The sequence below is a fragment of the Acidovorax sp. BL-A-41-H1 genome, from assembly GCF_051942715.1.
This window is the reverse complement of the sequence record NZ_JBPVJQ010000013.1, coordinates 1-25,919: the sequence shown is the minus strand read 5'-3', so window position 1 is coordinate 25,919 and position 25,919 is coordinate 1. Positions and strand designations below refer to the sequence as shown.

23 protein-coding genes and 1 tRNA gene are annotated in these 25,919 nt (G+C 64.7%); 8 read left to right on the top strand and 16 right to left on the bottom strand.

Translation table 11 applies throughout. The features are described from left to right. Nucleotides 1–144: 144 nt before the first annotated feature. The 7 genes from ACTPOI_RS25145 to ACTPOI_RS25115 all read right to left on the bottom strand — a co-directional run bounded on the left by ACTPOI_RS25145 (nucleotide 145) and on the right by ACTPOI_RS25115 (nucleotide 8,336). Nucleotides 145–1,239: a tartrate dehydrogenase gene (locus ACTPOI_RS25145; protein WP_094287750.1), complete on the bottom strand. Its 1,095-nt coding sequence runs from the start codon at nucleotides 1,237–1,239 to the stop codon at nucleotides 145–147. Between the two features lie 70 nt (nucleotides 1,240–1,309). After that, nucleotides 1,310–1,876 (bottom strand): CDP-diacylglycerol--glycerol-3-phosphate 3-phosphatidyltransferase, encoded by a 567-nt coding sequence (gene pgsA, locus ACTPOI_RS25140; protein WP_440114200.1) that lies wholly within the window; start codon nucleotides 1,874–1,876, stop codon nucleotides 1,310–1,312. A gap of 43 nt (nucleotides 1,877–1,919) precedes the next feature. Further along, nucleotides 1,920–3,941 (bottom strand): excinuclease ABC subunit UvrC, encoded by a 2,022-nt coding sequence (gene uvrC, locus ACTPOI_RS25135; RefSeq protein ID WP_440114197.1) that lies wholly within the window; start codon nucleotides 3,939–3,941, stop codon nucleotides 1,920–1,922. A gap of 117 nt (nucleotides 3,942–4,058) precedes the next feature. Continuing rightward, complete coding sequence (locus ACTPOI_RS25130) at nucleotides 4,059–5,039, bottom strand: Bug family tripartite tricarboxylate transporter substrate binding protein (RefSeq protein ID WP_094287746.1); 981 nt, start codon at nucleotides 5,037–5,039, stop codon at nucleotides 4,059–4,061. A gap of 75 nt (nucleotides 5,040–5,114) precedes the next feature. Then, the gene (locus ACTPOI_RS25125) at nucleotides 5,115–6,095 is read right to left on the bottom strand and encodes a Bug family tripartite tricarboxylate transporter substrate binding protein (RefSeq protein ID WP_440114193.1); all 981 of its coding nucleotides are present in this window, start codon (nucleotides 6,093–6,095) and stop codon (nucleotides 5,115–5,117) included. A gap of 46 nt (nucleotides 6,096–6,141) precedes the next feature. Continuing rightward, nucleotides 6,142–7,122, bottom strand: coding sequence for a hydroxymethylglutaryl-CoA lyase (locus ACTPOI_RS25120; protein ID WP_440114190.1), 981 nt, complete (start codon nucleotides 7,120–7,122; stop codon nucleotides 6,142–6,144). Then, on the bottom strand, nucleotides 7,119–8,336 hold the full coding sequence (locus ACTPOI_RS25115; protein WP_440114187.1) for a CaiB/BaiF CoA transferase family protein: 1,218 nt from the start codon (nucleotides 8,334–8,336) through the stop codon (nucleotides 7,119–7,121). Before ACTPOI_RS25115 ends, ACTPOI_RS25120 begins: the two co-directional genes overlap by 4 nt. Before the next feature lie 149 nt (nucleotides 8,337–8,485). On the opposite strand from ACTPOI_RS25115, the gene ACTPOI_RS25110 reads away from it, so the two are divergent. The 3 genes from ACTPOI_RS25110 to efp all read left to right on the top strand — a co-directional run bounded on the left by ACTPOI_RS25110 (nucleotide 8,486) and on the right by efp (nucleotide 11,248). Further along, on the top strand, nucleotides 8,486–9,388 hold the full coding sequence (locus ACTPOI_RS25110; RefSeq protein WP_440114184.1) for a LysR family transcriptional regulator: 903 nt from the start codon (nucleotides 8,486–8,488) through the stop codon (nucleotides 9,386–9,388). 2 nt (nucleotides 9,389–9,390) lie between these two features. Further along, complete coding sequence (earP, locus tag ACTPOI_RS25105) at nucleotides 9,391–10,530, top strand: elongation factor P maturation arginine rhamnosyltransferase EarP (RefSeq protein WP_440114444.1); 1,140 nt, start codon at nucleotides 9,391–9,393, stop codon at nucleotides 10,528–10,530. Between the two features lie 163 nt (nucleotides 10,531–10,693). Next, on the top strand, nucleotides 10,694–11,248 hold the full coding sequence (efp, locus tag ACTPOI_RS25100) for an elongation factor P (protein WP_094287734.1): 555 nt from the start codon (nucleotides 10,694–10,696) through the stop codon (nucleotides 11,246–11,248). Nucleotides 11,249–11,389: 141 nt separating this feature from the next. Here the strand turns inward: efp and rimO are convergent, their stop codons facing one another. The 5 genes from rimO to ACTPOI_RS25075 form a co-directional block, all read right to left on the bottom strand. Beyond that, nucleotides 11,390–12,781: a 30S ribosomal protein S12 methylthiotransferase RimO gene (gene rimO, locus ACTPOI_RS25095; protein ID WP_440114181.1), complete on the bottom strand. Its 1,392-nt coding sequence runs from the start codon at nucleotides 12,779–12,781 to the stop codon at nucleotides 11,390–11,392. A gap of 180 nt (nucleotides 12,782–12,961) precedes the next feature. Next, complete coding sequence (gene phaR, locus ACTPOI_RS25090; RefSeq protein ID WP_063459464.1) at nucleotides 12,962–13,522, bottom strand: polyhydroxyalkanoate synthesis repressor PhaR; 561 nt, start codon at nucleotides 13,520–13,522, stop codon at nucleotides 12,962–12,964. Between the two features lie 541 nt (nucleotides 13,523–14,063). Next, nucleotides 14,064–14,140 (bottom strand) — tRNA-Val (locus ACTPOI_RS25085). A 122-nt stretch (nucleotides 14,141–14,262) separates the two neighbouring features. Then, on the bottom strand, nucleotides 14,263–16,476 hold the full coding sequence (locus ACTPOI_RS25080; protein WP_252661771.1) for a RelA/SpoT family protein: 2,214 nt from the start codon (nucleotides 16,474–16,476) through the stop codon (nucleotides 14,263–14,265). Next, the gene (locus tag ACTPOI_RS25075) at nucleotides 16,473–17,435 is read right to left on the bottom strand and encodes an alpha/beta fold hydrolase (RefSeq protein ID WP_440114177.1); all 963 of its coding nucleotides are present in this window, start codon (nucleotides 17,433–17,435) and stop codon (nucleotides 16,473–16,475) included. Before ACTPOI_RS25075 ends, ACTPOI_RS25080 begins: the two co-directional genes overlap by 4 nt. Before the next feature lie 117 nt (nucleotides 17,436–17,552). On the opposite strand from ACTPOI_RS25075, the gene ACTPOI_RS25070 reads away from it, so the two are divergent. Continuing rightward, a complete protein-coding gene (locus ACTPOI_RS25070) occupies nucleotides 17,553–18,335 on the top strand; it encodes a 3-hydroxybutyrate dehydrogenase (protein ID WP_094287715.1) in 783 nt (260 codons plus the stop codon). A 95-nt stretch (nucleotides 18,336–18,430) separates the two neighbouring features. Continuing rightward, nucleotides 18,431–18,964 carry a hypothetical protein gene (locus ACTPOI_RS25065; protein WP_440114174.1) on the top strand — a complete coding sequence of 178 codons (534 nt, stop codon included), beginning with the start codon at nucleotides 18,431–18,433 and terminating at the stop codon, nucleotides 18,962–18,964. Nucleotides 18,965–18,998: 34 nt separating this feature from the next. On the opposite strand, the gene ACTPOI_RS25060 is transcribed toward ACTPOI_RS25065, so the two are convergent. Next, nucleotides 18,999–19,892 carry an AraC family transcriptional regulator gene (locus tag ACTPOI_RS25060; protein WP_252661775.1) on the bottom strand — a complete coding sequence of 298 codons (894 nt, stop codon included), beginning with the start codon at nucleotides 19,890–19,892 and terminating at the stop codon, nucleotides 18,999–19,001. Between the two features lie 131 nt (nucleotides 19,893–20,023). Between ACTPOI_RS25060 and ACTPOI_RS25055 the strand changes: the two genes are divergently transcribed. Continuing rightward, entirely contained in the window at nucleotides 20,024–20,803 is a 780-nt protein-coding gene (locus ACTPOI_RS25055; RefSeq protein WP_440114171.1) for an SDR family oxidoreductase, read from the top strand. Nucleotides 20,804–20,910: 107 nt separating this feature from the next. Here the strand turns inward: ACTPOI_RS25055 and ACTPOI_RS25050 are convergent, their stop codons facing one another. After that, nucleotides 20,911–21,624 carry an SIMPL domain-containing protein gene (locus tag ACTPOI_RS25050; protein WP_440114168.1) on the bottom strand — a complete coding sequence of 238 codons (714 nt, stop codon included), beginning with the start codon at nucleotides 21,622–21,624 and terminating at the stop codon, nucleotides 20,911–20,913. A gap of 215 nt (nucleotides 21,625–21,839) precedes the next feature. On the opposite strand from ACTPOI_RS25050, the gene ompR reads away from it, so the two are divergent. Both ompR and ACTPOI_RS25040 read left to right on the top strand, forming a co-directional pair. Beyond that, entirely contained in the window at nucleotides 21,840–22,571 is a 732-nt protein-coding gene (gene ompR / locus ACTPOI_RS25045) for an osmolarity response regulator transcription factor OmpR (RefSeq protein ID WP_010460834.1), read from the top strand. 11 nt (nucleotides 22,572–22,582) lie between these two features. Continuing rightward, nucleotides 22,583–24,106: a sensor histidine kinase gene (locus tag ACTPOI_RS25040; RefSeq protein WP_094287707.1), complete on the top strand. Its 1,524-nt coding sequence runs from the start codon at nucleotides 22,583–22,585 to the stop codon at nucleotides 24,104–24,106. Nucleotides 24,107–24,197: 91 nt separating this feature from the next. On the opposite strand, the gene ACTPOI_RS25035 is transcribed toward ACTPOI_RS25040, so the two are convergent. Together ACTPOI_RS25035 and ACTPOI_RS25030 are read right to left on the bottom strand one after the other, a co-directional pair. Then, nucleotides 24,198–24,638, bottom strand: coding sequence for a nuclear transport factor 2 family protein (locus tag ACTPOI_RS25035; RefSeq protein ID WP_252661781.1), 441 nt, complete (start codon nucleotides 24,636–24,638; stop codon nucleotides 24,198–24,200). 31 nt (nucleotides 24,639–24,669) lie between these two features. Continuing rightward, the coding region (locus ACTPOI_RS25030; RefSeq protein ID WP_440114162.1) for an FAD-dependent oxidoreductase at nucleotides 24,670–25,919 on the bottom strand (1,250 nt) is incomplete at its 5' end.

Here is a 25,919-nt window from a genome sequence, read left to right as displayed (position 1 = left end):
GTGTCAATACAGCACGCTGATTTGACGCAGCGTTGCGATGAATTCTAGTCGTATTTCACGCAGCGACAGGGCTTGCCGGGCCGTTTTGTCTCAAACACGCCGTATGGGCAGCATCCCGTATTGACACCCCAATTCTGGCGCCACTCAAACGGCCGATAACGCCTCGGCAATGGCCTTGCCAACGTCCCGCGTGCTGGATTTTCCGCCCAGATCAGGGGTACGCGGCCCGCCACTTTGGGGGTCCAGCACGGCCTCGATCGCGGCCAGCACCGCATCGTGCGCCGCCCGGTAACCCAGGAAGTCCAGCATCATCGCGCCACACCAGATCTGGCCGATGGGGTTGGCAATGCCCTGCCCGGCGATGTCGGGCGCTGAGCCATGCACGGGCTCGAACAGCGACGGCATGGTGCGCGTGGGATTGAGGTTGGCGCTGGGCGCGATGCCGATGGTGCCCGTGCAGGCCGGCCCCAGGTCCGAAAGGATGTCGCCAAACAGGTTGCTGGCCACCACTACATCGAAAAAGTCGGGACGCTGCACGAAATGGGCCGTAAGGATGTCGATGTGGAACTTGTCCACCTTCACATCCGGATACGACTTGGCCATCTCGGCCACACGCTCGTCCCAATATGGCATGGTGATGGCGATGCCGTTGGATTTTGTGGCGCTGGTCAGGTGCTTCTTGGGGCGCGACTGGGCCAGGTCGAAGGCAAACTTCAGCACGCGGTCCACGCCGTGGCGGGACATCACCGTCTCCTGCATCACGATCTCGCGCGGCGTGCCTTCGTACATGCGGCCACCGATGCTGGAGTACTCGCCCTCGGTGTTCTCCCGCACGATCAGCATGTCGATCTCGCCGGGCAGACGCGGGCTGCCGTCGCGGCGCACCACAGGCGCGATCACGCCGGGCATGAGGCGTGCGGGGCGCAGGTTGATGTACTGGTCAAACTCGCGGCGGAACAGCAGCAGCGAACCCCAGAGCGAAACATGGTCGGCAATCTTCTCGGGCCAGCCCACGGCGCCGAAGTAGATGGCCTCATGGCCGCCGATCTGGTCCTTCCAGTTGTCGGGCAGCATCTTGCCGTGCTTCTCGTAGTAGTCCCAGCTCGAAAAGTCGAAATGGTCAAAGTGCAAGTCGATGCCGAACTTGCGCGCAGCCACGTCCAGCACACGCAGGCCCTCGGGCATGACCTCTTTGCCAATGCCGTCACCCGCCACCACGGCAATGCGATGTTTAGCCACGGGAATGCTCCTGAAAATATAGCTACCTGCGCTTACTCAGAGCGCGCAAGCGGCCTAAAAAGCTTGAAAATTACTTGACGCGAGCCCGGATTTCGGGGAGCGCCTTCTGCAGGTAATACACCATGGACCAGACCGTGAGCACGGCAGATGCCCAGATGAGCCAAGCGCCCCACACGCCCGTGTCGATCAGGCCAAACAGGCGCCCGTCGTACAGCAGGAAGGGGATGGCCAGCATCTGCACCGTGGTCTTCACTTTGCCGATCATGTGCACGGCCACGCTCTTGCTCGCACCGATCTGCGCCATCCACTCGCGCAGCGCCGAGATGGCAATTTCGCGGCCGATGATGATGAGGGCCACAAACACATCGGCACGTTGCAGATGCACCAGCACCAGCAGCGATGCACACACCAGGAACTTGTCGGCCACCGGGTCAAGGAACGCGCCGAAGGACGAAGTCTGGTTGAGCTTGCGGGCCAGGTAGCCGTCCAGCCAGTCGGTGGCGGCGAACACCACGAACATCACGGTGGCGATGAGATTGCGTGTGGCTGGCTCCAGTGGCGCATAGAACACCCCCACGATCAAAGGTATCGCGACGATGCGCGTCCAGGTCATCAAGGTGGGGATAGTCCAGAACATGGCGGCGATTGTGTCACGGCGCGGCCGTGGAACTGCGCGGGGCTTATCTCAGGGCCTTGTAAATTTCTTCTGCCAACTCGCGCGAGATGCCATCGACGGTGGCCAGGTCCTCGACACTGGCCGCCGCCACGCCGCGCACCCCACCAAACCGCTGCAGCAGCCGCGCGCGCTTCTTGGGGCCGACGCCCGCAATTTCTTCAAGCTGCCCGCCGCCCACCCGCACCTTGGCGCGCGCCGCGCGCATTCCCGTGATGGCAAAGCGGTGCGCCTCGTCGCGGATCTGCGCCACCAGCATCAGCGCGGCCGAATCCTTGCCCAGATAGACCTTCTCGCGCCCATCGGCAAACACCAGCTCTTCCAGGCCCACTTTGCGGCCCTCGCCCTTCTCCACCCCCACGATGCGGGTCAGGTCCAGCCCCAGCGCGGTGAACACCTCGCGCGCCACGCCCACCTGGCCCTTGCCTCCGTCGATGAGCACCAGGTCGGGCAGGCGCGCCTGGCCCTTGGGGCGGGCTGCGGCTTGCGCTTCGGGAGACTTCGCATAGTCGATGCCCCCCTCCTCACGCTGCGCCTCCACCACCTTGCTGTAGCGGCGTGTGAGCACCTGGCGCATGGCGGCGTAGTCGTCGCCGCCCGTGATGCCCTCGATCTTGTAACGGCGGTATTCGCTGCTCTGCATCTTGTGGTGGTGGAAGACCACACAGGACGCCTGGGTGGATTCGCCCGCCGTGTGCGAGATGTCGAAGCACTCGATGGTGAGCTGGTCCAGGTCTTCGGGCGGCAGATCCAGGGCCTCGGCCAGCGCGCGGGTGCGGGCTTGCTGCGAGCCCTCCTCGGCCAAAAGGCGGGCGAGTTGCAGGTCGGCGTTCTTCTGGGCCATGTCCAGCCAGGCACGGCGCTGTTCGCGGGGCTGGTGGATGGCGTTCACGCGCAGGCCGCTTTGTTCGGTCAGCGCGTCGAGCAGGGCCTTGTCCACCGGCACGCTGGTCACCAGCAGCGGGGGCACAGGCACGCCGATGTAGTGCTGGGCGATGAAGGCTTCAAGCACCAGCACCTCCACGGGCCGGGCAGGCAGAGCAGGCGCGGCGCTTTCCCCGTCAACGCCCTCCACAGCGTCTGTGCCCTCGCCCCCCTCTTCCGCATACACCGCCGCCGCATCCTCGACATGCACCGGAAAGTACGGCCTGTCTCCCAGGTGGCGGCCACCGCGCACCATGGCCAGGTTCACGCAGGCACGGCCGCCTTGCACGCGCACGGCCAGGATGTCCACATCCTTGTCATCCACCGTCTCGATGGACTGCTGGTGCAGCACGCGCGACAGTGCCTGGATCTGGTTGCGCACTTCGGCCGCCTGCTCAAATTCGAGCTTGTCGGAGTGCGCCATCATGCGCGCCTCCAGCGCCTGCAGCAGCTCCTGCGTTTCGCCGCGCAGCAGCGCCTCGGCATGCTGCACGTCGGCCGCATAGGCCTCGGGCGAGATCAAGTCCACACAGGGCCCGGTGCAGCGCTTGATCTGGTACAGCAGGCAGGGCCGTGTGCGGTTGGCAAACACCGTGTCTTCGCAGGTGCGCAGCCGGAAGACTTTTTGCAGCAGCTGGATGGTCTCCTTCACCGCCCAGGCGCTGGGGTACGGACCAAAGTAGCGGTGCTTTTTATCGACCGCGCCCCGGTAATAGGCCATGCGCGGAAATACCTGGCCCGGCGCATCACCCCGCGTATGCGCGCCCGGCGTGCCGGTGATCTTCAGATAGGGGTAGCTCTTGTCGTCGCGGAACAGGATGTTGAACTTGGGGTTCAACGTCTTGATGAGGTTGTTTTCCAGCAGCAGCGCCTCGGCCTCGGAGCGCACCACGGTGGTCTCCATGCGCACGATCTTGCTGACCATGTGGCCGATGCGCGTGCCGCCATGGTTCTTCTGGAAGTAGCTGGACACCCGGCGCTTGAGGTTGAGCGCCTTGCCCACATACAGCAGCGCATCCTGCGCGTCGAAATAGCGGTACACGCCCGGCAGCGCAGGCAGCGCAGCCACCTGCGCCAGGAGTTCTTCGGAATGCACATCAGACATGGCGCGTATTGTGGCCTTGTGCGCGCCAGGGATCATTCGCTATGAAATAAATAGCTACTTGCGCATATCTAGCGGGCGGTAGCAGGCTTTTTAATCCAATTTCCCGCCCCCTCCGGGTCACTCCGCCTCGATCTTCGACGTTTTCACCACCTGCGCCCAGTTGGCAAGATCTGCCTTCACCTTGTCGCCCAGCTGCGCCGGGGTCTGGTAGTCGGCCGTGGCGCCCTGCTCCTGCGCCTTCTGCTGGAAGGCCGGGTTCTGCACCACGGTGCGGATATCAGCCGTGAGCTTGTCCACCACGGCCTTGGGCACGGCGGCGGGGGCAAACACCGCAAACCACGAGGTGGCATCCACCTTGGGGTAGCCCGCCTCGGCGGTGGTGGGCACATCGGGCAGGCTGGGCAGGCGCTGCTTGCCCGTCACGGCCAGCACGCGCAGCTTGCCGCTGGCGATGTGGGGCATGAAGGGGGGCGCGGTGCCGAATGTCAGGTCCACCTGGCCGCCCAGCAGATCCTGCAGCGCGGGGCCCGTGCCTTTGTAGGGCACGTGGACCATCTTGATGCCACCCTGCTGCTCCAGCATGGCACCTGTGACGTGCTGCAGCGAGCCGTTGCCCGACGAGGCGTAGTTGAGCTTGCCGGGGTGGGCCTTGGCGTAGGCGATCAGCTCGGGCAGCGTCTTCACCGGCAGGTCGGCCCGCACCACGATGATCTGCGGGGCCGAGATGACATTGGCCACGGGCTGGAAGTCGGCCTGCTCCCACTGCTTTTGTTTGGTGATGTGGGGCGAGATGACGTGGTAGCCCGAGTACTGCATGAGCAGCGTGTAGCCATCGGCCTCGGCCCGCTTGACGGCGCTGGCGGCAATGTTGCCGTTGCCACCGCCCTTGTTGTCCACGATGACCGACTGGCCCAGCACCGGAGCCAGGGCCTGCGCCAACATGCGGGCCGACAGGTCGGTGGTGCCGCCTGCGGCGGTGGGCACCACCAGGGTGACGTTTTTGGACGGGTAGGCGCCCTGCGCCGATGCATGGCCAACAAAGCCGGTGGCCAGTGCGACCAGAGCCAGGGTGGTGAATTGTTTACGGGTGGTTTGCATGAAAGGAATGTCTCCGTTGTCGTTGTTGTCAAAAATCTGAATTGCGAGAGCGGGAGGGCGCGGAGGAAGCGCTGGTCAATCGACCGTGGCGCCCGTGTCCTTGACCACGCGGCTCCACTTGGGCAGGTCGGACTGCACCAGCGCTGCCAGCTGCGCCGCCGTGCCCTTGAAGGGCTCGCAGCCCACGGTGGCCAACTTGTCCACCACATCCTTGTGTTCCAGCGCACGCGCCACTTCGGCCTGCAGCTGCGTCACGATGGGCGCGGGCGTGCCGGCCGGGGCAAACAGCGCGTACCAGGGCGCCTGGCCAAAGCCCTTGATGGTTTCGCCAATCGTGGGTACATCGGGCAGCGCGGCCACGCGCTTTTCATTGACCACGCCCAGCACCTTGAGCTTGCTCGCCTTGATGAACGCGATGGCCGACGGCAGGCTTTGCACCGACAGCGGCACCTGCCCGCCCACCACGTCGGTGGCGGCAGCCGCCGAGCCCTTGTACGGGATGTGCTGCAGCTGGATGCCTGCGGCCTTTTGCAGCATCTCGCCGATCAGATGATTCAGCGTACCGTTGCCCGCCGAGGCAATCGAATACTTGCCAGGGCTGGCCTTGGCCAAATTCACCAGCTCGGCCACGTTGTTGGCGGGAAATGACGGGTGCGCCACCAGCACATAACCGGCCGTGGCGACAGGGGCCACGGGGGCAAAGTCCTTCACCGGGTCAAAGCCGGGGTTCTTGTACAGCGCGGGGCCAATCACATGGGCGCTGTCGGCCGTCAGCAGCAGGGTGTAGCCATCGTTGCGCGCGCGGGCCGTGGTGCCCGTGGCCAGCGTGCCGCCGGCACCAGGGCGGTTCTCCACGATCACGCTCTGGCCCAGTTGCTCGCCGAGCTTTTGCGCCACCACGCGCGCAATGGCGTCGTTGGCGCCGCCCGCAGCCTGGGGCACGACCACGGTGATGGGCTTGGAGGGGTACTTGTCCTGCGCGCCCGCCGCGAAGGCGGCAGAGCAGAACACGGCGGCCGTGAAGAGTCGGCGGGACAGTGGGGTGGCGAAGGTCATGGCTTTTGTCTCCTGTTGTGATGGTGGGGTGCTGGCGCGCCAGCTTTCAGCGGGACAGCGCTCTTTCGCGGATGGCATCGAAATCGGCAGGCACCGGGTGCAGCGTCAACCGCGGCCCCGCCTTGGCGATCTGGCTCGGAATGTCGTGGCCGATGAGCGCAGGCAGCTGCTGCGCGGCGGCCACCAGTTGCGCCAGATCCACCCCCGTGTCATAGCCCATCAACCCCAGCGCGTGCACGATCTCTTCGCTGCAGACGTTACCGCTGGCGCCCGGTGCATAGGGGCAGCCGCCCAGACCGCCCAGGGACGCGTCGAACCGGTCAGCCCCCGCGTCGATGGCCGCCAGCACATTGGCGAGGCCCATGCCCCGCGTGTTGTGGAAATGCAGGGTGAACTCCACCCCCGGCCAGCGTGCGCGGGCGGCCACCGTGAGCTGGTGCACCTGCGTGGGGTGAGCCATGCCCGTGGTGTCGCACAGCGTGATGCCACGCACGCCCATATCCACAAAACGCTGCACCCAGCCGAACACATCGGCCTGGGCCACATCACCTTCCATGGGGCAACCGAAAACACAGGACAGCGACACATTCACCGCCACATTGGCGCCCTGCGCCAGGGCCACCACCTGCGCCAGCGCGGTGAACGACTGTTCCTGCGTCATGCGCAGATTGGCCAGGTTGTGGGTGGCGCTGACGGACATGACCAGGTTCAACTCGTCCGTGCGCGACTCGATGGCGCGCTCGGCCCCGCGCAGATTGGGCACCAGCGCGGTGTAGACCGTGCCGGGGCGGCGCGTGATCTCGCGCATGACGACCTCGGCATCCTTGAGCGCAGGAATGGCAGTGGGCGATGTGAACGAAGTCACTTCGATCTTGGACAGGCCCGCTACCGACAACGCATTGCACAACGCAATCTTGTCTTCGGTGGGAACGAAGGTCTTCTCCATCTGCAGGCCGTCGCGCAGGCCCACTTCCTGCATGTGAATGCGGCGGCCTGTGCCTTGCCAGACGGTGATGGGTGCGTTCATTGCACCACTCCTTTGCTGCGCAGTAGCGCAATCTGCTCGGCAGTAAGCCCCATTTCTGCCAACACGGCATCGGTGTCATCGCCCAAGTGCGGTGCACTACTGCGAATGGTCCCCGGCGTGCCGGACAACTTGGGCACGATGCCCGGCACCTGCACGCAGTAGCCATCGCGCGTCTCTTGCGTCAGCAGCATGTCGCGGGCGCGGTAGTGCGGGTCTTCGGCAATGTCCTTGGCGGTGTAGACCTTGCCCGCGGGCACGCGGGCGGCGCCCAGCGCGTCCAGCACCTGCTGCACGGTGCGCTGCGCGCTCCAGGCGCCAATCGCAGCGTCGATCTCTTCCACACGCGCCACGCGGCCGGTGTTGTTGGCGAGGTCCGGCGCGGCGCCCAGGTCGGGCCGGCCAATCGCGTCCATCAGGCGCTTGAAAATGCTGTCGCCATTGCCCGCCACCAGCACCCAGCCGTCCTGGCAGGGGTAGGCGTTGCTCGGTGCAATGCCCGGCAGCGCACTGCCTGCCGCCTCACGCACCACGCCAAAGGCGCTGTATTCGGGGATCAGGCTTTCCATCACGTTGAACACCGCCTCGTGCAGCGCCACATCAATCACCTGGCCCTTGCCACCGTTGACCTTGCGGTGGTACAGCGCCGTGAGCACGCCGATGGTGCCGTGCAGCGCCGCCAGCGTGTCGCCAATCGACACCCCCACACGCACCGGCACGCGGCCGGGCTCGCCGGTCAGGTGGCGCAGGCCGCCCATGGCCTCGCCAATGGCGCCAAAACCGGGCAGATCGCGGTACGGCCCGGTCTGGCCGTAGCCAGAGATGCGCAGCATCACCAGGCCGGGGTTGAGTTGGTGCAACTCTTCGGGCGACATGCCCCAGCCTTCGAGCGTGCCGGGGCGGAAGTTCTCGACCAGCACATCGGCTTCAGCGATGAGCTGGCGGGCGATGTCCTGGCCTTCCTTCTGGCGCAGGTCCAGCGCCACGGAGCGCTTGTTGCGCGACTGCACCTGCCACCAGACGGAGGTGCCTTCCTTGATCAGGCGCCAGTTGCGCAGGGGGTCGCCGGTCTCGGGGGCTTCGATCTTGATCACGTCGGCGCCAAACTCGCCCAGCGTCTTGCCGCAGAACGGCCCGGCAATGAGCTGGCCCATTTCGATGACACGCACGCCTTGCAGTGCGGCAGGGGAAACGGCGGGGGAAGCAATGGAATCCATGGGTGAGGTTGTCTCCTGCGGCCAGCCCCACGCTGGGGTGGCTCGGGGCGAATGATGCGCAGGGCGCGCGGGGCCGTAAATCGCTCAAGCAACAAGATGCCATCGCAAACCGGCATGGCAGTTGCCGCGCTTGTTACCATCAGGCCCCCATGAAACTCGACCCCGTCTCCCTGCGCCTGTTTGTGGCCGTGATGGAAGAAAGCACCATCGCCGCCGCCGCTGCGCGCGAGCACATCGCCGCCTCGGCTGTGAGCCGACGCCTGGCCGACCTGGAAGACGCGCTGCGTGTGGCGCTGTTCACCCGCAGCAACAAGGGCACCGAGCCCACGGCTGCCGCCTATGCGCTGCTGAACCTGGCGCGCGGTGTGCTCAATGACCTGGACGGCATCGCCAGCCAGATGCGCGACTACGGCGCAGGCGTGCGCGGCCATGTGCGGGTGGTGGCCAACATCTCGGCCATCACGCAGTTTTTGCCCGCACAGTTGCAGAGCTTCATGGCGCTGCACCCGCAGGTGGATGTGCGCCTACAGGAGCAGATCAGCACAGCCATCGCCCAGTCCGTGGCCGAGAACGCGGCCGATGTGGGCATCCTCAACCAGGGCCAGTACGGCGAGCGCGTGGTGCAACTGCCCTACCGCACCGACGAGCTGGTGCTGGTGGTGCCCACGGGCCATGCGCTGGCCCGCCGCAAGTCGGCCCGGCTGGCCGACGCCCTGCCCTACGACTTTGTGGGCGCGCACCCGGGCAGCGCCATCAACAACCAGCTGACCCGCGCTGCCTCCGAAGCCGGCCTGCCGCTGCGCCTGCGCATGCAGGTCACCAGCTACGACGCACTGTGCCTGATGGTGGCCGCCGGCCTGGGCGTGGGCGTGATGCCACGCGGCAGCGCAGCGCTGTACAAGGGCTCGCAGCCCATCCGCGTGGTCACGCTGAACGAACCGTGGGCGCACCGGCAACTGGTGCTGTGTGTGCGGTCCGAAGAGTCCCTCTCCAGCGTGGCGCGGCTGCTGGTAGACCACCTGCGTGCGCCACCAACTACACCCGCCCCATGACCATGCGCCCCCCCCTCCCTGCCCTGCAATGGGATGTGTTCTGCCGCGTGATCGACAACTTTGGCGACATCGGCGTGTGCTGGCGTCTGGTGACGCAACTCGCCAGCCTGGGCCACCGCGTGCGGCTGTGGGTGGACGACGCCTCGGCCCTCACGTGGATGGCGCCCGCAGGCTGCCCGGGCGTGGAGTTGCGTGCCTGGGGATCGCCCCCGCCCGACCCCACCGAGCCGAAGCCCGATGTAATGGTGGAGGCGTTCGGCTGCGAAATTGCTACAGAATTCATAGCTTACAGCGCATGTCAGTCGCGCGCAAACGGCCAAAAACCTGTCTGGATCAACCTGGAATACCTGTCGGCCGAGAGTTATGTGGAGCGCACCCACCGGCTGCCATCGCCCCTCCTGTCAGGCCCTGCAGCGGGCTGGACACGCTGGTTTTTCTACCCCGGCTTCACGCCCGCCACGGGCGGACTGCTGCGCGAAGACGACCTGATGGCCCGGCGCCAGGCGTTTGACTGCACCGCCTGGCGCCAGGCGCACGCCGAAGCGTTTGGCCTTGACAACGACGGCCCAGAGCAGCGCTGGGTGTCGCTGTTCTGCTACGAACCCGCAGCCCTGCCCGAGCTGCTGCAGCGCAGCCAGGCCCAGCCCACGCAGTTGCTGGTCACGCCAGGCCGCCCCACGGCGGCGGTACAGGCCGCGCTTGGTGCTGCCAAAGATCATGCTCAAAATGCCTGCCTAGGCGCGCCTGGCAAGCTCGGGCAGCTATACATTTCATACTTGCCCGCACGCCCCCAGGCGGCGTTTGACAACATGCTGTGGGCCTGTGACCTGAACTTTGTGCGCGGCGAGGACTCGTTGGTGCGGGCGCTGTGGGCCGGGCAGGCCCTGGTCTGGCAGATCTACCCCCAGCACGACAACGCCCACCACGACAAGCTCTGGGCGTTTCTGGATTGGCTGCAGGCCCCAGAATCGCTGCGGCAGTTCCATGCCACCTGGAACGGGCTCAACACCGCGCCCCTGCAGTGGCCCGGCGATGACACCCTGGCCGAATGGACCGCCTGCACGGTGGCGGCGCGCGCGCGCCTGCTGACGCAAGACAACCTTGTGGCGCAACTTTTGGGCTTTGTCGCCGAAAAACGGTAAAATCCGAGGCTTTGCGCAAATGAGGTGCGGCACACCGGTGCCCAGCCCTCGCGCATTCCCGCCGCGGAACATGCATCGGCACGGCGCGCCTTCTGCCTCCCCAGCGAGACAACAGAAAGCCACCGGCCCGCGCGTTGAGCGGCCCCAACCCAAGCAACTCGCTATGAAAATCGCTCAAGAAATCCGCGCCGGCAACGTGATCATGCACGGCAAGGACCCCATGGTTGTCCTGAAGACCGAATACGCCCGTGGCGGCCGCGGTGCAGCCACCGTGCGCATGAAGCTCAAGAGCCTGATCGGCAACTTCGGCACCGAAGTCGTGTTCAAGGCCGACGACAAGATCGACAACGTGATCCTGGACAAGAAGGAGTGCACCTACTCCTACTTCGCCGATCCCATGTATGTGTGCATGGACACCGAGTACAACCAGTACGAAGTCGAAGCCGAAAACATGGGCGACTCGCTGAACTACCTGGAAGACGGCATGGCTGTTGAAGTGGTGTTCTACGACGGCAAGGCCATCTCGGTCGAACTGCCCACCAGCGTCGAGCGCGAAATCACCTGGACGGAACCCGCCGTCAAGGGCGACACTTCCGGCAAGGTCATGAAGCCCGCCAAGATCGCCACCGGCTTCGAAGTGCCCGTGCCACTGTTTGTGTCGCAAGGCGACCGCATTGAAATCGACACGCGCACCGGCGAGTACCGCAAGCGCGTCTGAGGTTCGCTGGAGGCGTTTGCCTCGGCTCACAAAAAAGGCTTCCCCCGGGAAGCCTTTTTTATTGGTTTTTTTGGGGCCCAGCGCGCGACCTGCAAGCGCTGGTAGCTATCCAAACAATAGCACCCAAAAGATCAGGTGCCGTCACACCGGCACGGCCACCAGATCGTGCCCCTGCGTGCCCACGATGCGCGCCTTGGTGAACTCGCCCACCTTGAGCTGCTTGCTGATCTTCTCGGGCGGCAGCAGGTGCACCACGCCGTCGATCTCGGGCGCATCGGCATAGCTGCGGCCCCGGCCACCCTTCTTGCCGAGCGCGGGGGCATGGTCCACCAGTACCTGCATGGTCGCACCCACACGGCGCTGCAACCTGGCAATAGAGACCTCTTCGGCCACGGCCATGAAACGGGCACGACGCTCTTCGCGCACTTCCATAGGCAACATGCCGGGCAGCTCGTTGGCAGCGGCGCCATTCACATCGCTGTAGGCAAAGCAGCCCGCACGGTCGATCTGCGCCTCGCGCACGAAGTCGAGCAGGTGCTGGAACTCCTCCTCGGTCTCGCCCGGAAAGCCTGCGATGAAGGTGCTGCGGATGACCAGCTCGGGGCATGCCTCGCGCCAGCGCTGGATGCGCTCCAGATTGCGCTCGCCGCTGGCGGGGCGCTTCATACGCTTGAGCACATCGGGGTGGCTGTGCTGGAAGGGCACGTCCAGGTACGGCAGCACCTTGCCTGTGGCCATGAACGGGATGACCTCATCCACGCTGGGGTACGGGTACACATAGTGCAGGCGCACCCAGGCGCCATAGGGCTCGGCGATCTCGCCCAGCGTCTGCACCAGCTCCAGCATGCGGGTCTTGACAGGCTTGCCGTCCCAGAAGCCCGTGCGGTACTTCACATCCACACCATAGGCCGAGGTGTCCTGGCTGATGACCAGCAGCTCCTTCACACCGCCTTCGAACAAGGCCTTGGCCTCGCTCAGCACATCGCCAATAGGTCGCGACACCAGGTCGCCACGCATCGAGGGGATGATGCAGAAAGTGCAGCGGTGGTTGCAGCCCTCGCTGATCTTGAGGTAGGCGTAGTGCTTGGGCGTGAGCTTGATGCCAGCGATGCCGAAACCGCCGGGCACCAGGTCGATGAAGGGATCGTGGGGCTTGGGCAGGTTCAGGTGGACGGCGTCCATCACCTCCTGCGTGGCGTGTGGCCCGGTCACCGCCAGCACGCTGGGGTGCATCTCGCGCACCAGGTTGCCGCCGCCTTCGCCCGCGCGCGCGCCCAGGCAGCCGGTGACGATCACCTTGCCGTTTTCGGCCAGCGCCTCGCCAATGGTGTCCAGGCTTTCCTTGACCGCATCGTCAATAAAGCCGCAGGTGTTGACAATGACCAGATCCGCGCCATGGAAGGTCTTGGAGGTTTCGTAGCCCTCGGCGCTCAGTTGCGTGAGGATGAGTTCGGAATCGGTCAGCGCCTTGGGGCAGCCCAGGCTGACGAATCCGACTTTGGGTGTTTTCGTGGGGGAGAGTGCTTCGCTCATAGCCCCGTATTGTCCCAGTTCCGGCGCCTGGGCGGTGAGGGAGCCCCTCCAGTGCGGCGGGAGCGGCATTTTGCACCGGTGGAAACCAGCCTGGCGCAAGGCCGACAACACCGCAGATCCAGCTTTGCCAGGCCACCAGTGCAGCCCCAGGGCGCCCCGAGCGACGGCTCGGGGTGGGGCTTACCGCTTCAACCCGAACGCACCCAGCATCTGCTCGGTCTGCTTCTGCATCTGCTCCTGCATCTGGGTGAGCATGGACTGCGACTGCTCCACGTAGTTGCCCATCATGCCCTTGAGCATGGGCGATTGCAGGTTCATGAACTGCGCCCACATCTCGGGCGTCACGCTCTGCGATTGTTCGGCTAGCTTGGTCTGCACATCAGTGAAGGCCTGCACGTTCTTTTCCAGATACGCCCCCATGAAGCCTTGCATGGCATGGCCGTAGAAACGAATGATGTTGGCCAGCACCGCCTCGGTGAACATGGGGGCACCGCCGGCCTCTTCTTCCAGAATGATCTGCAGCAGGATGCTGCGTGTCAGATCTTCCCCCGTCTTGGCATCGCGGACCACCACCTGCTGGTGATCCATGACCAGTTGGCGCACTTCGGCCAGAGTGATGTAGGTGGAGGTGTCTGTGTCGTACAGACGGCGGTTGGGGTATTTCTTGATGACGCGCTGGGCCGACTTGGACGCGGCACTTTTCTGTTCGGACACGACGAACTCCTCGGGCTCGAAACCCATGTATTGCAGTGCAGCACATTCTAGGGAGAGTGCATCACCGCAACGGCAAAGGAATACCCTGATGGGGCGTCGGCATCACATGTCGCAATCGCGACACCCCAAATTCACACGGCATGGCGGCACCATGGACCGTCAGCATGCCCGCCCCTGCTTGAGCGCTTTGCGGCCGATGCCATCGGGGCAAAAAAAAGCCCGCACGGGGCGGGCTGAACTCTTACCTTGAAGCAAGAGGGAGGGAGGTCGTCAACGCAGCGAGCGTGACAGAGAGATCTTACGAGCCGCTTAAGACACACACTGGGCAAGAGACGCAACAGATCTGTCGGGACGTAACGCCAGCGATCGCCGCATAAACCGCCGTAAAAGAAAGAACGGGAGAAAGGAGGGACTTGGGCGTTGTTGCCTGCGGCTTATCACCACCGGCAAGGCAAATCGATTGCAACGGTAGACACGGGCCGAAAAACAAAAAAGCCGCCAAAAATGGCGGCTTTGCTTTTTCCCAAGTTTTTGAAAGCACTGAAAGCTGGTTTCTTTCAGAAAAACTTGGTAGGCGCGATTGGACTCGAACCAACGACCCCCACCATGTCAAGGTGGTGCTCTAACCAGCTGAGCTACGCGCCTGTCGTTGTTTAGACCACGATTATAGCCATAAAAATTGCTTGTCCTGAAAAGCCCGGCAAACAAATCATATCAATCGGCAACATGACCGCCACCTGAAGCCCTCATGCCCCAGGCGACCCACCTCATCGCCGGCGTGCAGATCGCACGCCCTGTACGCTGGCCACAATCCCCAGCACCTTGTTCAGGCGCCCCGAGTCAGCCACCTCCACCGTGAACGTCATCCAGGCGGTGCCTTTGACCGACTGGGTCTGCACGCCAATCACATTGGTTTTCTCTCGGGCAAAGACCTCCGAGATGTCGCGCAGCAGGCCCTGCCGGTCGGCAGCTTCCACGGCCACATCCACCGGGTACACAGCGGCAGTGGCCGCCTGCTTGGGCGCCCCCCACTCCACATCGATCACACGCTCGGCACTGCGGGCGGCCATTTCACGAAAATTGCTGCAATCGGCGCGGTGCACACTCACCCCTTTGCCGCGCGTGACAAAACCACGGATGGCATCGGGCGGCGCGGGTTTGCAGCATTTGGCCAGCTGCGTCATGAGCGAATCGATGCCCACCACCAGCACACCGCCCTTGGGGGCTGCTTCGTTGGTGCGTGTCTTCTTGAGCAGCAGAAAGTCGTCAGGCTGCAGCACGGGTTCGGGCGGACGCAGCACCGTTTCGATGTTGCGCAGCGAGAACTCGTCCTTGCCCACGACCTCGAACAAGGCGTCGGCCGACTTGAAGCCCAGCTGAACCGCGAGGTCATCGAGCTTGATGGCGGTCTTGCCTTCGCGCTGCAAAAGTTTCTCGACCGATTCGCGGCCACGGGCCACGGTTTCGTGGGTCGCCTGGGCATTGAACCAGGCGCGCACCTTGGCCTTGGCACGGTGGCTGGTAAGGTAGCCGAGTTCGGCATTGAGCCAGTCGCGCGACGGACGCCCCTCCTTGACCGTGGAAATTTCCACCGTCTGCCCGTTCTGCAGTGGCGTGTTCAACGGCACCATGGCGCCATCGACCTTGGCGCCCCGGCACCGGTGGCCCAGGCTGGTGTGCACGGCATAGGCAAAGTCCACAGGCGTAGCCCCCTGCGGTAGCTCGACCACGGCTGCATCGGGCGTCAGTACATAGATGCGGTCCTCAAACAGGCCCCGGTTGGGCAGAGCGCCCGCCAGATCCCGCTCCCATGCCAGCAGTTGGCGCAACACCGCAATCTTGGCGTCATATTCGCCGGTGGCGGACACACCGGCATAGCCCTTGGATCCGGCCTCCTTGTAGGCCCAGTGCGCCGCCACGCCGTGTTCGGCGTGTTCGTGCATGGCCTGGGTGCGGATCTGGATCTCTATGGGCTTGCCGTTGTCGTCGCGCACGATGGTGTGCAGCGACTGGTAGCCGTTGGGCTTGGGCTTTGCGATGTAGTCGTCAAACTCTTCCACGATGGGCTTGAACTGCTCATGCACCCAGCTCAGGGCGGCATAGCAGTCCTTGACCGTGGGCACCACCACGCGCAGCGCACGGATGTCGAACACCTGGTCGAAGTTGAGCGATTTACCGCGCATCTTCTTGACGATGCTGTAAATGTGCTTGGGGCGCCCTTGCACGCTGGCGCTGATGCTGCGTGCACGCAGGTCGGACTCAAGCCGCGCGCGCAGTTGCTCCATGTACACCTCGCGCTCGCCCCGCTTTTCGTCGAGCAGGCGGGCCACCTCTTTGTAAGTGTCGGGCTCCAGGAAGCGAAAGGACAGGTCTTCCAACTCCCACTTCACCTGCCAGATGCCCAGGCGGTTGGCCAGCGGCGCAAACACCTGCAGCGACTCGCGGGCCAGGCTGGGGGACACGGGGCGTTTACTGGCCGCATGAAAGCGCAGCGTCTGCAAGCGTGAAGCCAGCCGAAGCATCACCACGCGCAGGTCGCGCGAGAAGGCGAGCAGCATCTTGCGCACGTTCTCGGTCTGCACCGCCGGGTCATCCAGGTGCTCGGCGGCTCGGGCCTGCTGCTGCACGCGCATGAGCTTGGTGGTTTCTACCGCCAACGCCGCAAAGTTGTCGCCAAAGGCCTTGGCGATCACCTCTTCCGGCTTGTTGAGGTGCACGCACGCATAGACAAGATAGCTGGCGGCCTGCATGGCCTCCGAGCCACCGATTCCCTTGAGGATGGCAGCCACGGCATCCGCGTGGGCCAGCGTGTTCTCGCCCGAGTCGAGCGTCTCGCCCGCCATCAAAGGCTCGGCAAAAGCGCGCGCACGCACCAGCGCATTCACCTGCTCGGGCAGCGTGTGCGCGGTGGCGGCAATAAGCTGCGGAACGGTGTCGGTCTGAAGGGGAAGGGACGCAAGTGCGGGAGGGTTGGTTTTCATCCGGCCACAACACCTTCTGCCGCCAGCAGGAACTCCGTGACGGCCGCGACCTGATCGGCCGCCACCAGGGTGGGTGCATGCCCCACCCCCTCAAACTCGACCACGTGCGCCCTCGGGCCGCGCTCCGCCATCGCCTGCGCAGTCGCGCGCGTGAGCAGATCCGACTGCGCGCCGCGCAACAGCAGCGTGCGCGCCTGGATATGGTCGTACAACTGCCACAGCGCAGCCTCGCCCGCAACGGCGGACTCCGGAGTGAGGGTCTTGAACGGCACAGCAATGGCGGGGTCGTAATGCAGCGTGATGCCGCCCCCATCCGACGCAGGCAACGTGCGCACCATGGCCCGCGACAGCTCCAGCCACTGGGCTGGCGTGTGCGGGCCAAAGCTGGTGGAAATGGCCCACATGGCATCGGCGGCCTGCTGCAGCGAAGCAAACCGCGCCAGTTGACCCAGGTACTGGCCGATGCGCTGCAAGGCCTCCCACTGGATGACCGGCCCCACATCGTTGAGCACCAACCTGCGCACCGGCAAAGGCAACCCTGGCTGGCCTGCAATGCCCATGCCAATCAGCCCGCCCATGCTGGTGCCCACCCAGTCCAACGTGGTGATGGGCCCCTGCTGCTGCAACTGCGCCAGCAAAACCAGCATGTCAGCCGCGTACTGCGGAATCTGGTAGCCCATGGGGTCGGCCAGCCAGTCGCTCTGGCCGCGCCCCACCACGTCGGTGCAGACCACCCGTACATGCGCACTCAACGCACGCGCCAAAGTGTCGAAGTCGCGCCCCTGGCGTGAGAGGCCATGCACGCAGACCACCACATGCGGATGTGCCGGATTGCCCGTGGCATTCCACTCCCAGTAGGCCATGCGGTGTTGCTGCGCCAGAGCAGGCGCACGGTCCGGGGCGACTGGCGGGGCCGCAGGGCCCGGGCACAGTACGTAGTTCAGCGTAGGTTCATTCATGGGTGCGAAATCCGGGGTCGGCGCTCGATAATGCATGCGGAATTCGGAACGTATGGCGCATGCCATGGTTGCCGACTTTCCCTTGCGTGGCATCGTAATTCATTCGGAGAGACTCTCATGCTGAAAGGCAAAACCGCCCTCGTCACCGGCTCCACCAGTGGCATTGGCCTCGGAATCGCCAAGGCCCTGGCCCGCCAGGGTGCGAACATCGTGCTCAATGGTTTTGGCGACGTGGACGGCCCCCGTGCCGAAGTCCTGGCCGCAGGCGCTGCGGCAGAGGTGCAAGTGGCCTACCACGGCGCCGACATGAGCCGGGCGGCTGACATCGAGGACATGATGAAGTCCAGCGCCGCCCAGTTCGGGCGCGTGGACATCCTGGTGAACAACGCGGGCATCCAGCATGTGGCCAATGTGGAAGACTTTTCCGTTGAGCGCTGGGACTCCGTGATTGCCATCAACCTCTCCAGCGCCTTCCACACCTCGCGTCTGGCGCTGCCCGCCATGAAAAGCGCCAACTGGGGCCGCATCATCAATGTGGCATCGGTGCATGGCTTGGTGGGCTCCGCCCAGAAGGCGGCCTATGTGGCCGCGAAACATGGCGTCGTAGGCCTGACCAAGGTCACAGCGCTGGAGAACGCCACCACGGGCGTAACCTGCAACGCGATCTGCCCCGGCTGGGTGCTCACACCCCTGGTGCAAAAACAGGTCGATGCCAAGGCCGCCGAGCACGGCCTGTCGAACGAGGATGCCAAGAAACTGCTGCTGGGCGAGAAAGAGCCCTCGATGCAGTTCACCACGCCCGAAGAACTGGGTGAGCTGGCCGTGTTCTTTTGCTCCCCAGCGGCCAACAACGTGCGCGGCGTGGCCTGGAACATGGACGGCGGCTGGGCGGCGCAGTAAGCCATCCTCGCGGCGCTCGGCCCACGGCCCCGGGGCCCCTCCTGCCCTGCGGGCCCCACCTACCGCCACCTGCGGGTCTCGCACTCCACCAGACCATGGCCGAGGTGGCTTCCCTAGAATGGTGTTGTCCTGCAGGAAACCGTTGGGGCGCATTGCCTCTTGCTCGCGAGCCCCTGGACGACATCCCACCATGGGAGGAAATCGCGATGTCTGCCGCAATGATTGCTGCCATGTTCTTCACCGTGGCGCTGCTCGTGACCACGGCGTACTTCATCATGGGCTCCATCCCGCTGCTGGTGCTCAAGCACGATACGCCGCTGGACGCACGCTTTGTGCGCAGGTTCTTCCATGTCTACTATCTCTGCGCCTTTGTGACGGCCTCCGCCACGGCGATCAGTTTTGCGCTGGCAGGCCACCCTGGCATTGCCTGCGATGCGGCCGCGCTGGCCGGAATCGCTGTTGCGCTGCGCAGCAGGATCATCCCGAAGATGGATGCGCTCGGGGAGCAGATCCAGTCCAACTACATGGATGCCATCCCGGGGTTCCGCAGAACCCACACCATCGCTATCCTGATCAACCTGCTCCAGCTCACTGTGATCGTATGGGGGTTGATCGACTACAGCAAATAGGTGCATTGGCCCGGAAAACATCCATGAGGGTTGCTCACCCCACCGCCCGTGTCCTGTCTCTTGCTACTTGCGTGTCGCGGACCGGCGGCAAACCGAACAGCCGACCGTATTCGCGCGTGAACTGGGGCACGCTTTCATAGCCTACGGCGAAGGCCGCGCTGCTGGCACTGGCCCCCTCCGACAACATCAACCGCCGGGCCTCGATCAAACGCAGCTGCTTCTGAAACTGCAGCGGCGACAGCGAAGTGACTGCCCGGAAATGCTGATGAAAAGATGAGGGACTCATGCCTGCCAGCGCCGCCAGGCTCTCCACCGGCAGGGGCTGCGCAAAATCGGCACGCAGCACGGCAACGGCGCGCGCCACCCGCTGGGCGTGGCTTCCGGGCCAGCCCAGGCGGCGGATGGCAGCACCATGCCGCCCCGCCAGCAACCAGTAGTGCAACTCGCGTACCAGGGACGCATGCAGCAACGGGACGGCCTCGGGCCGCTCCAGAAGCCGCATGAGACGCAGAGCCACATCGGCCACTTCCGCATCGGTGGGATCCACGTGTACAGGGGCATGGTCGCCCCGGGGCACAACTCCCATCTGGGCCGACAAGTCGGCAATTACCGGCAGGCTCAGCTCCAGCGCAATCGAGAGATACGGCGCAGCGGCACTGGCACGGGTAATCTGGCTCACTGTGGGCACATCGGCCGTAATCAGCAGAGACTCGCCCGCTGAGAACTCAAAGGTTTGTGCCCCCATCGCCACCTGCTTGCTGCCTTGTAGAACCAGGCAGACAAGGGGCTGCGCAATCGCATGCAACAACCCGCTGGGCTCGGTAGCGCGCACCGTGCTCAATCCGGGGATGGGGGTCTGCACCACGCTGCCCTGGCGGGCGTGGGCTTCGGCATAGCGGCTCACCGCCTCGAACAAGGGAGTCGTCATGCCGCAAGCGTACCGGTTTGTAGATCTTCCGGCGCTGAATTTGGAGAATCAGGCAAAAACCGGAGCGATTTCGGCAACCAACACGGACCATGGAACCGGACACTGGATGACATCACACACAGGAGTTCACCATGACACCAAGCACCACCTTGCACAATCCCACCATCTCGCTGGTCACTGGCGGCAGCCGGGGCCTGGGCCGCAACACCGCGTTGAGCATCGCCAGGGGCGGCGGTGATGTGATCATCACCTACCGCAGCCAGGCCGAGGAAGCGCAGGCTGCCGTGGCCGAAATCCAGGCCCTGGGCCGCCGGGCCGTGGCGTTGCAGCTCGATACCGGCCATATTGCCACCTTCAGCACTTTTACCGAGCACCTGCGCGCTGCGCTGCAGACAACCTGGCAACGCACTGATCTTGATCACCTGGTGAACAATGCTGGCCACGGGGACTATGCGACGTTTGCCACTACGAGCGAGGCGCAGTTCGATCACCTCGTCAACGTGCACTTCAAAGGGGTGTTCTTTCTCACACAGGCGCTGCTGCCGCTGATTGCCAATGGGGGACGCATCGTGAATTTTTCGACTGGTCTCACCCGCCTGTCGCTCCCGGGCTATGCGGCCTACGCGGCAGCCAAGGGGGCCGTGGAGGTGCTGACGCGCTACCTGGCCAAAGAGCTCGGCGCGCGCAGCATCACCGTCAACACAGTGGCGCCAGGAGCCATCGAAACCGATTTCAGCGGCGGCGTGGTGCGCGACAACCCCGAACTCAACCAGCATCTGGCCCAAATGACAGCCCTGGGCCGCGTAGGCCTGCCCGATGACATTGGCCCCATGGTGGCGGGCCTGCTGGCACCCGCCAACCGCTGGGTGACGGCACAACGGATTGAGGTGTCGGGCGGGCAGGCCCTTTGAGCACGGCCTGCTGGCGGCATGCAACCACACGACAAAGCTGAGAATTCCAGGCCACGCGGCGCATGGCCTGTTCCACCGACGTCGCAGGCGATCGAAGGCCGCCAGCCTCAGCGCATTTGTACGGAGCCGGAAACAGTCACCACCACCTGCGCCTTGCCCGCCTCCACGGGCACCGCCGCATCAGAGAATGACGAGGTCTTGGCCTCCATCGCCATCATGCGCGGACGGGGACCGGGGGACATCTCATTGCTGTTCACCGCCACTTCGCGCAGGCTGTAGTTGGCAAAACCAAAGCCCTTGGCCAACTCGGCCGCACGCGCCTTGAACTGATCGATGGCCTGGGTCTGCGCCTCGGTTTCAACCTTGGCACGGGCCTCACGCGAGAGTGCAAAAGCGACCTGGCTGATGGGCATGGATGGGATCTTGCCCGCCGCCGCAGTGATGCGCGCAAAGTCACGCCCCTCCAGCACCAGCTCTGCCCGGCCCTGCCAGCCATTGATCTTGCCGTCCTTGGCATAGCGGGGGTACAGACCAAAGGGACCGGTGCGCACATCAAGTTGCCCCGGCTGCGCAGTACGCTTGGCTTCAGTCAGGGCTGCATCGAGCGCCTGCTTGAGCTGGGCCTGCACGGTTGCGGCATCCGGGCCGTCTTTGACGGCTGAGAGAGTGAGCACCAGCAGGTCCTGCTGCGCTTCGACCGTGCCAGAGGCCGACAGCTGCACCACGTTGCGTGGCTCCTGGGGGGTGGCTGTCTGCGCCATGGCCGCGCCAAAACAGGCCAGCAAAGCTGCAGCGGTGACCAAACGGGTCGTGATTTTCATGGTGATGGCCTTTTCGAAAGAGCGCGCAACAGATGATCCGATTGCGCAGGCTGCCACCTTACCCGCTGCAAAGCACCGCCCCGTGAAACGGCGGTAGCGAGTGTGAGAAGTCGGGCAAAACTTGTAACAGTTGGTCAAACCAGCCCCCAAAAACCGAACTTCGGCGTTCCAAGTGGTCAGAATCGGCTCTGTTACAAATTGGACTTGGGATCAACATGGCCACAACAACCAATCGCACCGACAAAGTTCTGGTGGTGGACGATGACGCGCGAATCCGCGATCTGCTGCGCCGCTACCTCACGCAAGAGGGCTTTGAAGTCATGGTCGCCGAAGACGGCAAGGCACTGAACCGCCTGCTGCTGCGCGAAACGGTGGACATCATCGTGCTGGACCTGATGATGCCCGGGGAAGATGGCCTCTCGATTTGCCGCCGCCTGCGGGCCGCCAACGACCGCACGCCCATCATCATGCTCACCGCCAAGGGCGAGGACGTGGACCGCATCGTGGGCCTGGAAGTGGGCGCCGACGACTACCTGGGCAAGCCTTTCAACCCCCGCGAGCTGCTGGCGCGCATCCACGCCGTGCTGCGCCGCCGCCCCGCCCAGGAAGCTCCCGGCGCGCCTTCGGGTGACAACGAGGTCGTGACCTTCGGCCCCTTCACCTTTGACCTGGGCACGCGCGCCTTGCAACGCAACGGCGAGGAACTGCCCCTGACCACCGGCGAGTTCGCCATGCTCAAGGCCCTGGTGCGCCACCCGCGCCAGCCCCTGTCGCGCGAAAAACTGGCATTGCTGGCCCGTGGCCGCGAGTTCGAGCCCTTTGACCGGAGCCTGGACGTGCAGGTCTCGCGCCTGCGCAAACTGGTGGAAGTGGATGCCGCAGCGCCGCGCTATATCCAGACTGTGTGGGGCGTGGGCTACGTGTTCGTGCCGGACGGCACGAGCTGATTGATCTGCCCATGTACAAGACCGAGGGCAAGCCTAGGCAGTCGTCTCACAAATCGGTGACGGCCTCGGAGGCCACCAGCCCCGCGCCCCTGGAGGCTATCCGCCGGGCGCGGGAGCAGCGCGCACGTGTGGGCCTCAACCTGTTCTGGCGCACTTTTTTCCTGCTGGCACTGCTGCTGGTGGGCAGCATCCTGGCATGGCTGCAGACCTTGCGCGCGCTTGAATTCGAGCCGCGCACACTGCAGACTGCCCAGCAGATTGCGTCGCTTGTCAACCTGAGCCGTGCTGCACTGGTGCACTCCGACGCCATCGCACGCGTGTCCCTCATCAAGACCATGGCCGACCAGGAGGGCGTGCGCATCCTGCCTCGCGAGCCCAAGGACAAGTATGCGCTGCTGGACCCGACCGCCCTGGGCAACCGGCTGACCGACGAGCTGACCATGCGCCTGGGGCCCGACACCATCGTGGCCCAGAGCGTGAATGGGGAAAACGGCCTGTGGGTGGGTTTCAACATCAACGGCGACCCCAACTGGTTGCTGATGGACCGCTCGCGCTTCAGCCCGGCCGGTGGTCGCACCTGGCTGATATGGCTGATCACGGCCGCCGCACTCTCGCTGGCGGGTGCCGCTGCCATTGCGCGCCTGATCAATCGCCCGCTCAAGCAACTGTCCTATGCGGCCAATCGGGTCAAGGACGGAGACTTTGCTGCCAGCCACCTGGACGAAGAAGTGGTGACCAGTGAAATCCGCGAGGTGAACATCGGCTTCAACCGCATGGCCCAGAAACTCGCCAAGCTGGAGCAAGACCGTGCGGTGATGCTGGCCGGTATCTCGCACGACCTGCGTACGCCACTGGCGCGCCTGCGGCTGGAGACCGAGATGAGCGTGACCGACGAGGTGGCCCGCGAGCACATGGTGGCCGACATCGTGCAGCTCGACGCCACCATCGACAAGTTCCTCGACTACGCGCGGCCCGACCACGTCACACTCACCCCCATCAATCTGCATGCGGTGGTTTCGTCCTGTGTGTATGCCGTGCAGGACCACCGGGAACTGCAGATCACCATGAACGTACCCGAGGACCTGAACGTGCTGGCCGATGAAGTGGAGCTGGCCCGCGTGATATCCAACCTGCTGGAAAACGCCCGACGCTATGGCAAAACCGAGGAAACAGGCATCACCAGCGTGGACATCGTCGCCAAAAGCCGCGAGCGCTGGGTACTGGTCAAGCTGCGCGACCATGGCGCGGGGGTTCCCCCCGAGCAGCTGTCCAACCTGACCAAGCCGTTCTTCCGGGGCGACTCGGCGCGTACGGCGGCTGCGGGTGCGGGCCTCGGCCTGTCCATCGTGGACAAGACGGTGCAGCGCATGGGAGGGATTTTTGCCCTGGCCAACTCCAGCACCGGAGGGCTAGTGGCCCACCTGCAATTGCAGCGCGCCACGGATCTGCCCGATGGCGTGGACCCCAAACAGCGCTTGCAACGCCCCTCCGTCAAGCGGCAACTTCCGCGCCGCCGCGCCGAGGACAAACTCTAGCTTGCTACCACACCGCGTTCACAGAATACGGCATTCACCAGAAAGCCATGCAGGAGGACCGCACCAGCCAGGTGCGGTCCTCCTTTGCCTTTCAGGCCTTGGCCTTGAAGGCGGGCAACTTATCCCCTAGGCGCGCGCCCATTTCCGTACCCAGGGCCTGCAGGCCGCTCAGGGGACGCACCATGACTTCGAACTCTGTGATCTGACCCTGCTCGTTGAAGCGCACGAGGTCGATGCCCTTGAGCTGCTTGTCGCCCACACGGGCGCTGAACTCCAGCACGATGTTCAGGCCATCATCGGTGGCCAGTTGGCGGTGGTAGGTGAAGTCTTCGAACACCTGGATCACGGTGGACAGAGCCAGCATCAACGCTGGGGCCGAGGTGTAGGCCGTGTTCGCCATGGGCGAGCGGAACACCGCGTCGGGGTGCACGATGGACAGCAGGTTTGAGAGGTCGCGGCTGGCCACCATGTGGTGCCAGGTGTCGAGCGATCGGGCGACGGCGGGGTGAATGTTCTTCGGGGCTTCGGTCACGGAATGTCTCCTCTGGGTGGATTGAAGGAAATCAGATGTGGGCAGCGAGCGTTGTGCCCTGCAGGATGGCGCGCTTGGCGTCGAGCTCGGCGGCCACGTCGGCACCGCCGATGAGGTGAGCGCTCTGGCCTGCAGCCACCAGCGCGTCGTACAGCTGGCGCAGCGGCTCCTGGCCCGCGCAGACCACGATGTGGTCGACATCGAGCACCTGGGGCGCACCACCGTCGATCGTGACGTGCAGGCCCGCGTCGTCCACACGGTCGTAGGCCACGCCCGAACTCATGCCGACGTTGCGCGCCTTCAATGAGGTGCGGTGGATCCAACCAGTGGTCTTGCCCAGTTGGTCGCCCACCTTGCTGGTCTTGCGCTGCAGCAGGTGCACCTGGCGCTTGGGCGCCTGCACCTGCGCGGCACGCAAGCCACCGGCCTGCGCGTAGGCGGTGTCGATGCCCCACTCGTCATTGAATTTGGCGGGTGCCAGGGCGCCGCTCTCGCCTTCGTGCGTGAGGTACTCGCCCACATCGAAACCGATGCCGCCCGCGCCGATGATGGCCACGCGCCGGCCCACGGGCTGCTTGTCGCGCAGCACATCGAGGTAGCTCAGCACCTTGGGGTGGGTAATGCCTTCGATATCGGGTATGCGCGGTTGTATGCCCGTGGCCACCACCACCTCGTCGTAGCCCTGGCCCGCCAGGTCGCTCGCCTGCACGCGGGTGTTCAGGCGCACCTCCACGCCATGCAGCTCCAGCTGGCGGCGGTAGTAGCGCAGGGTTTCGTAGAACTCTTCCTTGCCAGGCACCTGCTTGGCGATGTTGAGCTGACCGCCGATCTCGGCCGCCGCGTCGAACAGCACCACGGCATGGCCGCGCTGCGCGGCGGTGACGGCAAAGCTGAGGCCCGCGGGGCCGGCACCAACCACGGCGATGCGCTTCCTGGCGGCGGTGGGGGCAATGACCAGTTCCGTCTCGTGGCAGGCACGCGGGTTCACCAGGCAGCTGGTGATCTTGCCGCCGAAGGTGTGGTCCAGGCAGGCTTGGTTGCAGGCAATGCAGGTGTTGATCTCGTCGGCCCGGCCCTGGCGCGCCTTGCGTACGAAGTCGGGATCGGCCAGCAGTGGGCGTGCCATGGAGACCATGTCGGCGCAACCCTCGGCCAGCAGACGCTCGGCCACCTCGGGCGTGTTGATGCGGTTGGAGGTGATCAGCGGTATGCCCACTCGCCCCATCACCTGCTTCGTCACCCAGGCATAGGCCGCGCGCGGCACCTTGGTGGCGATGGTAG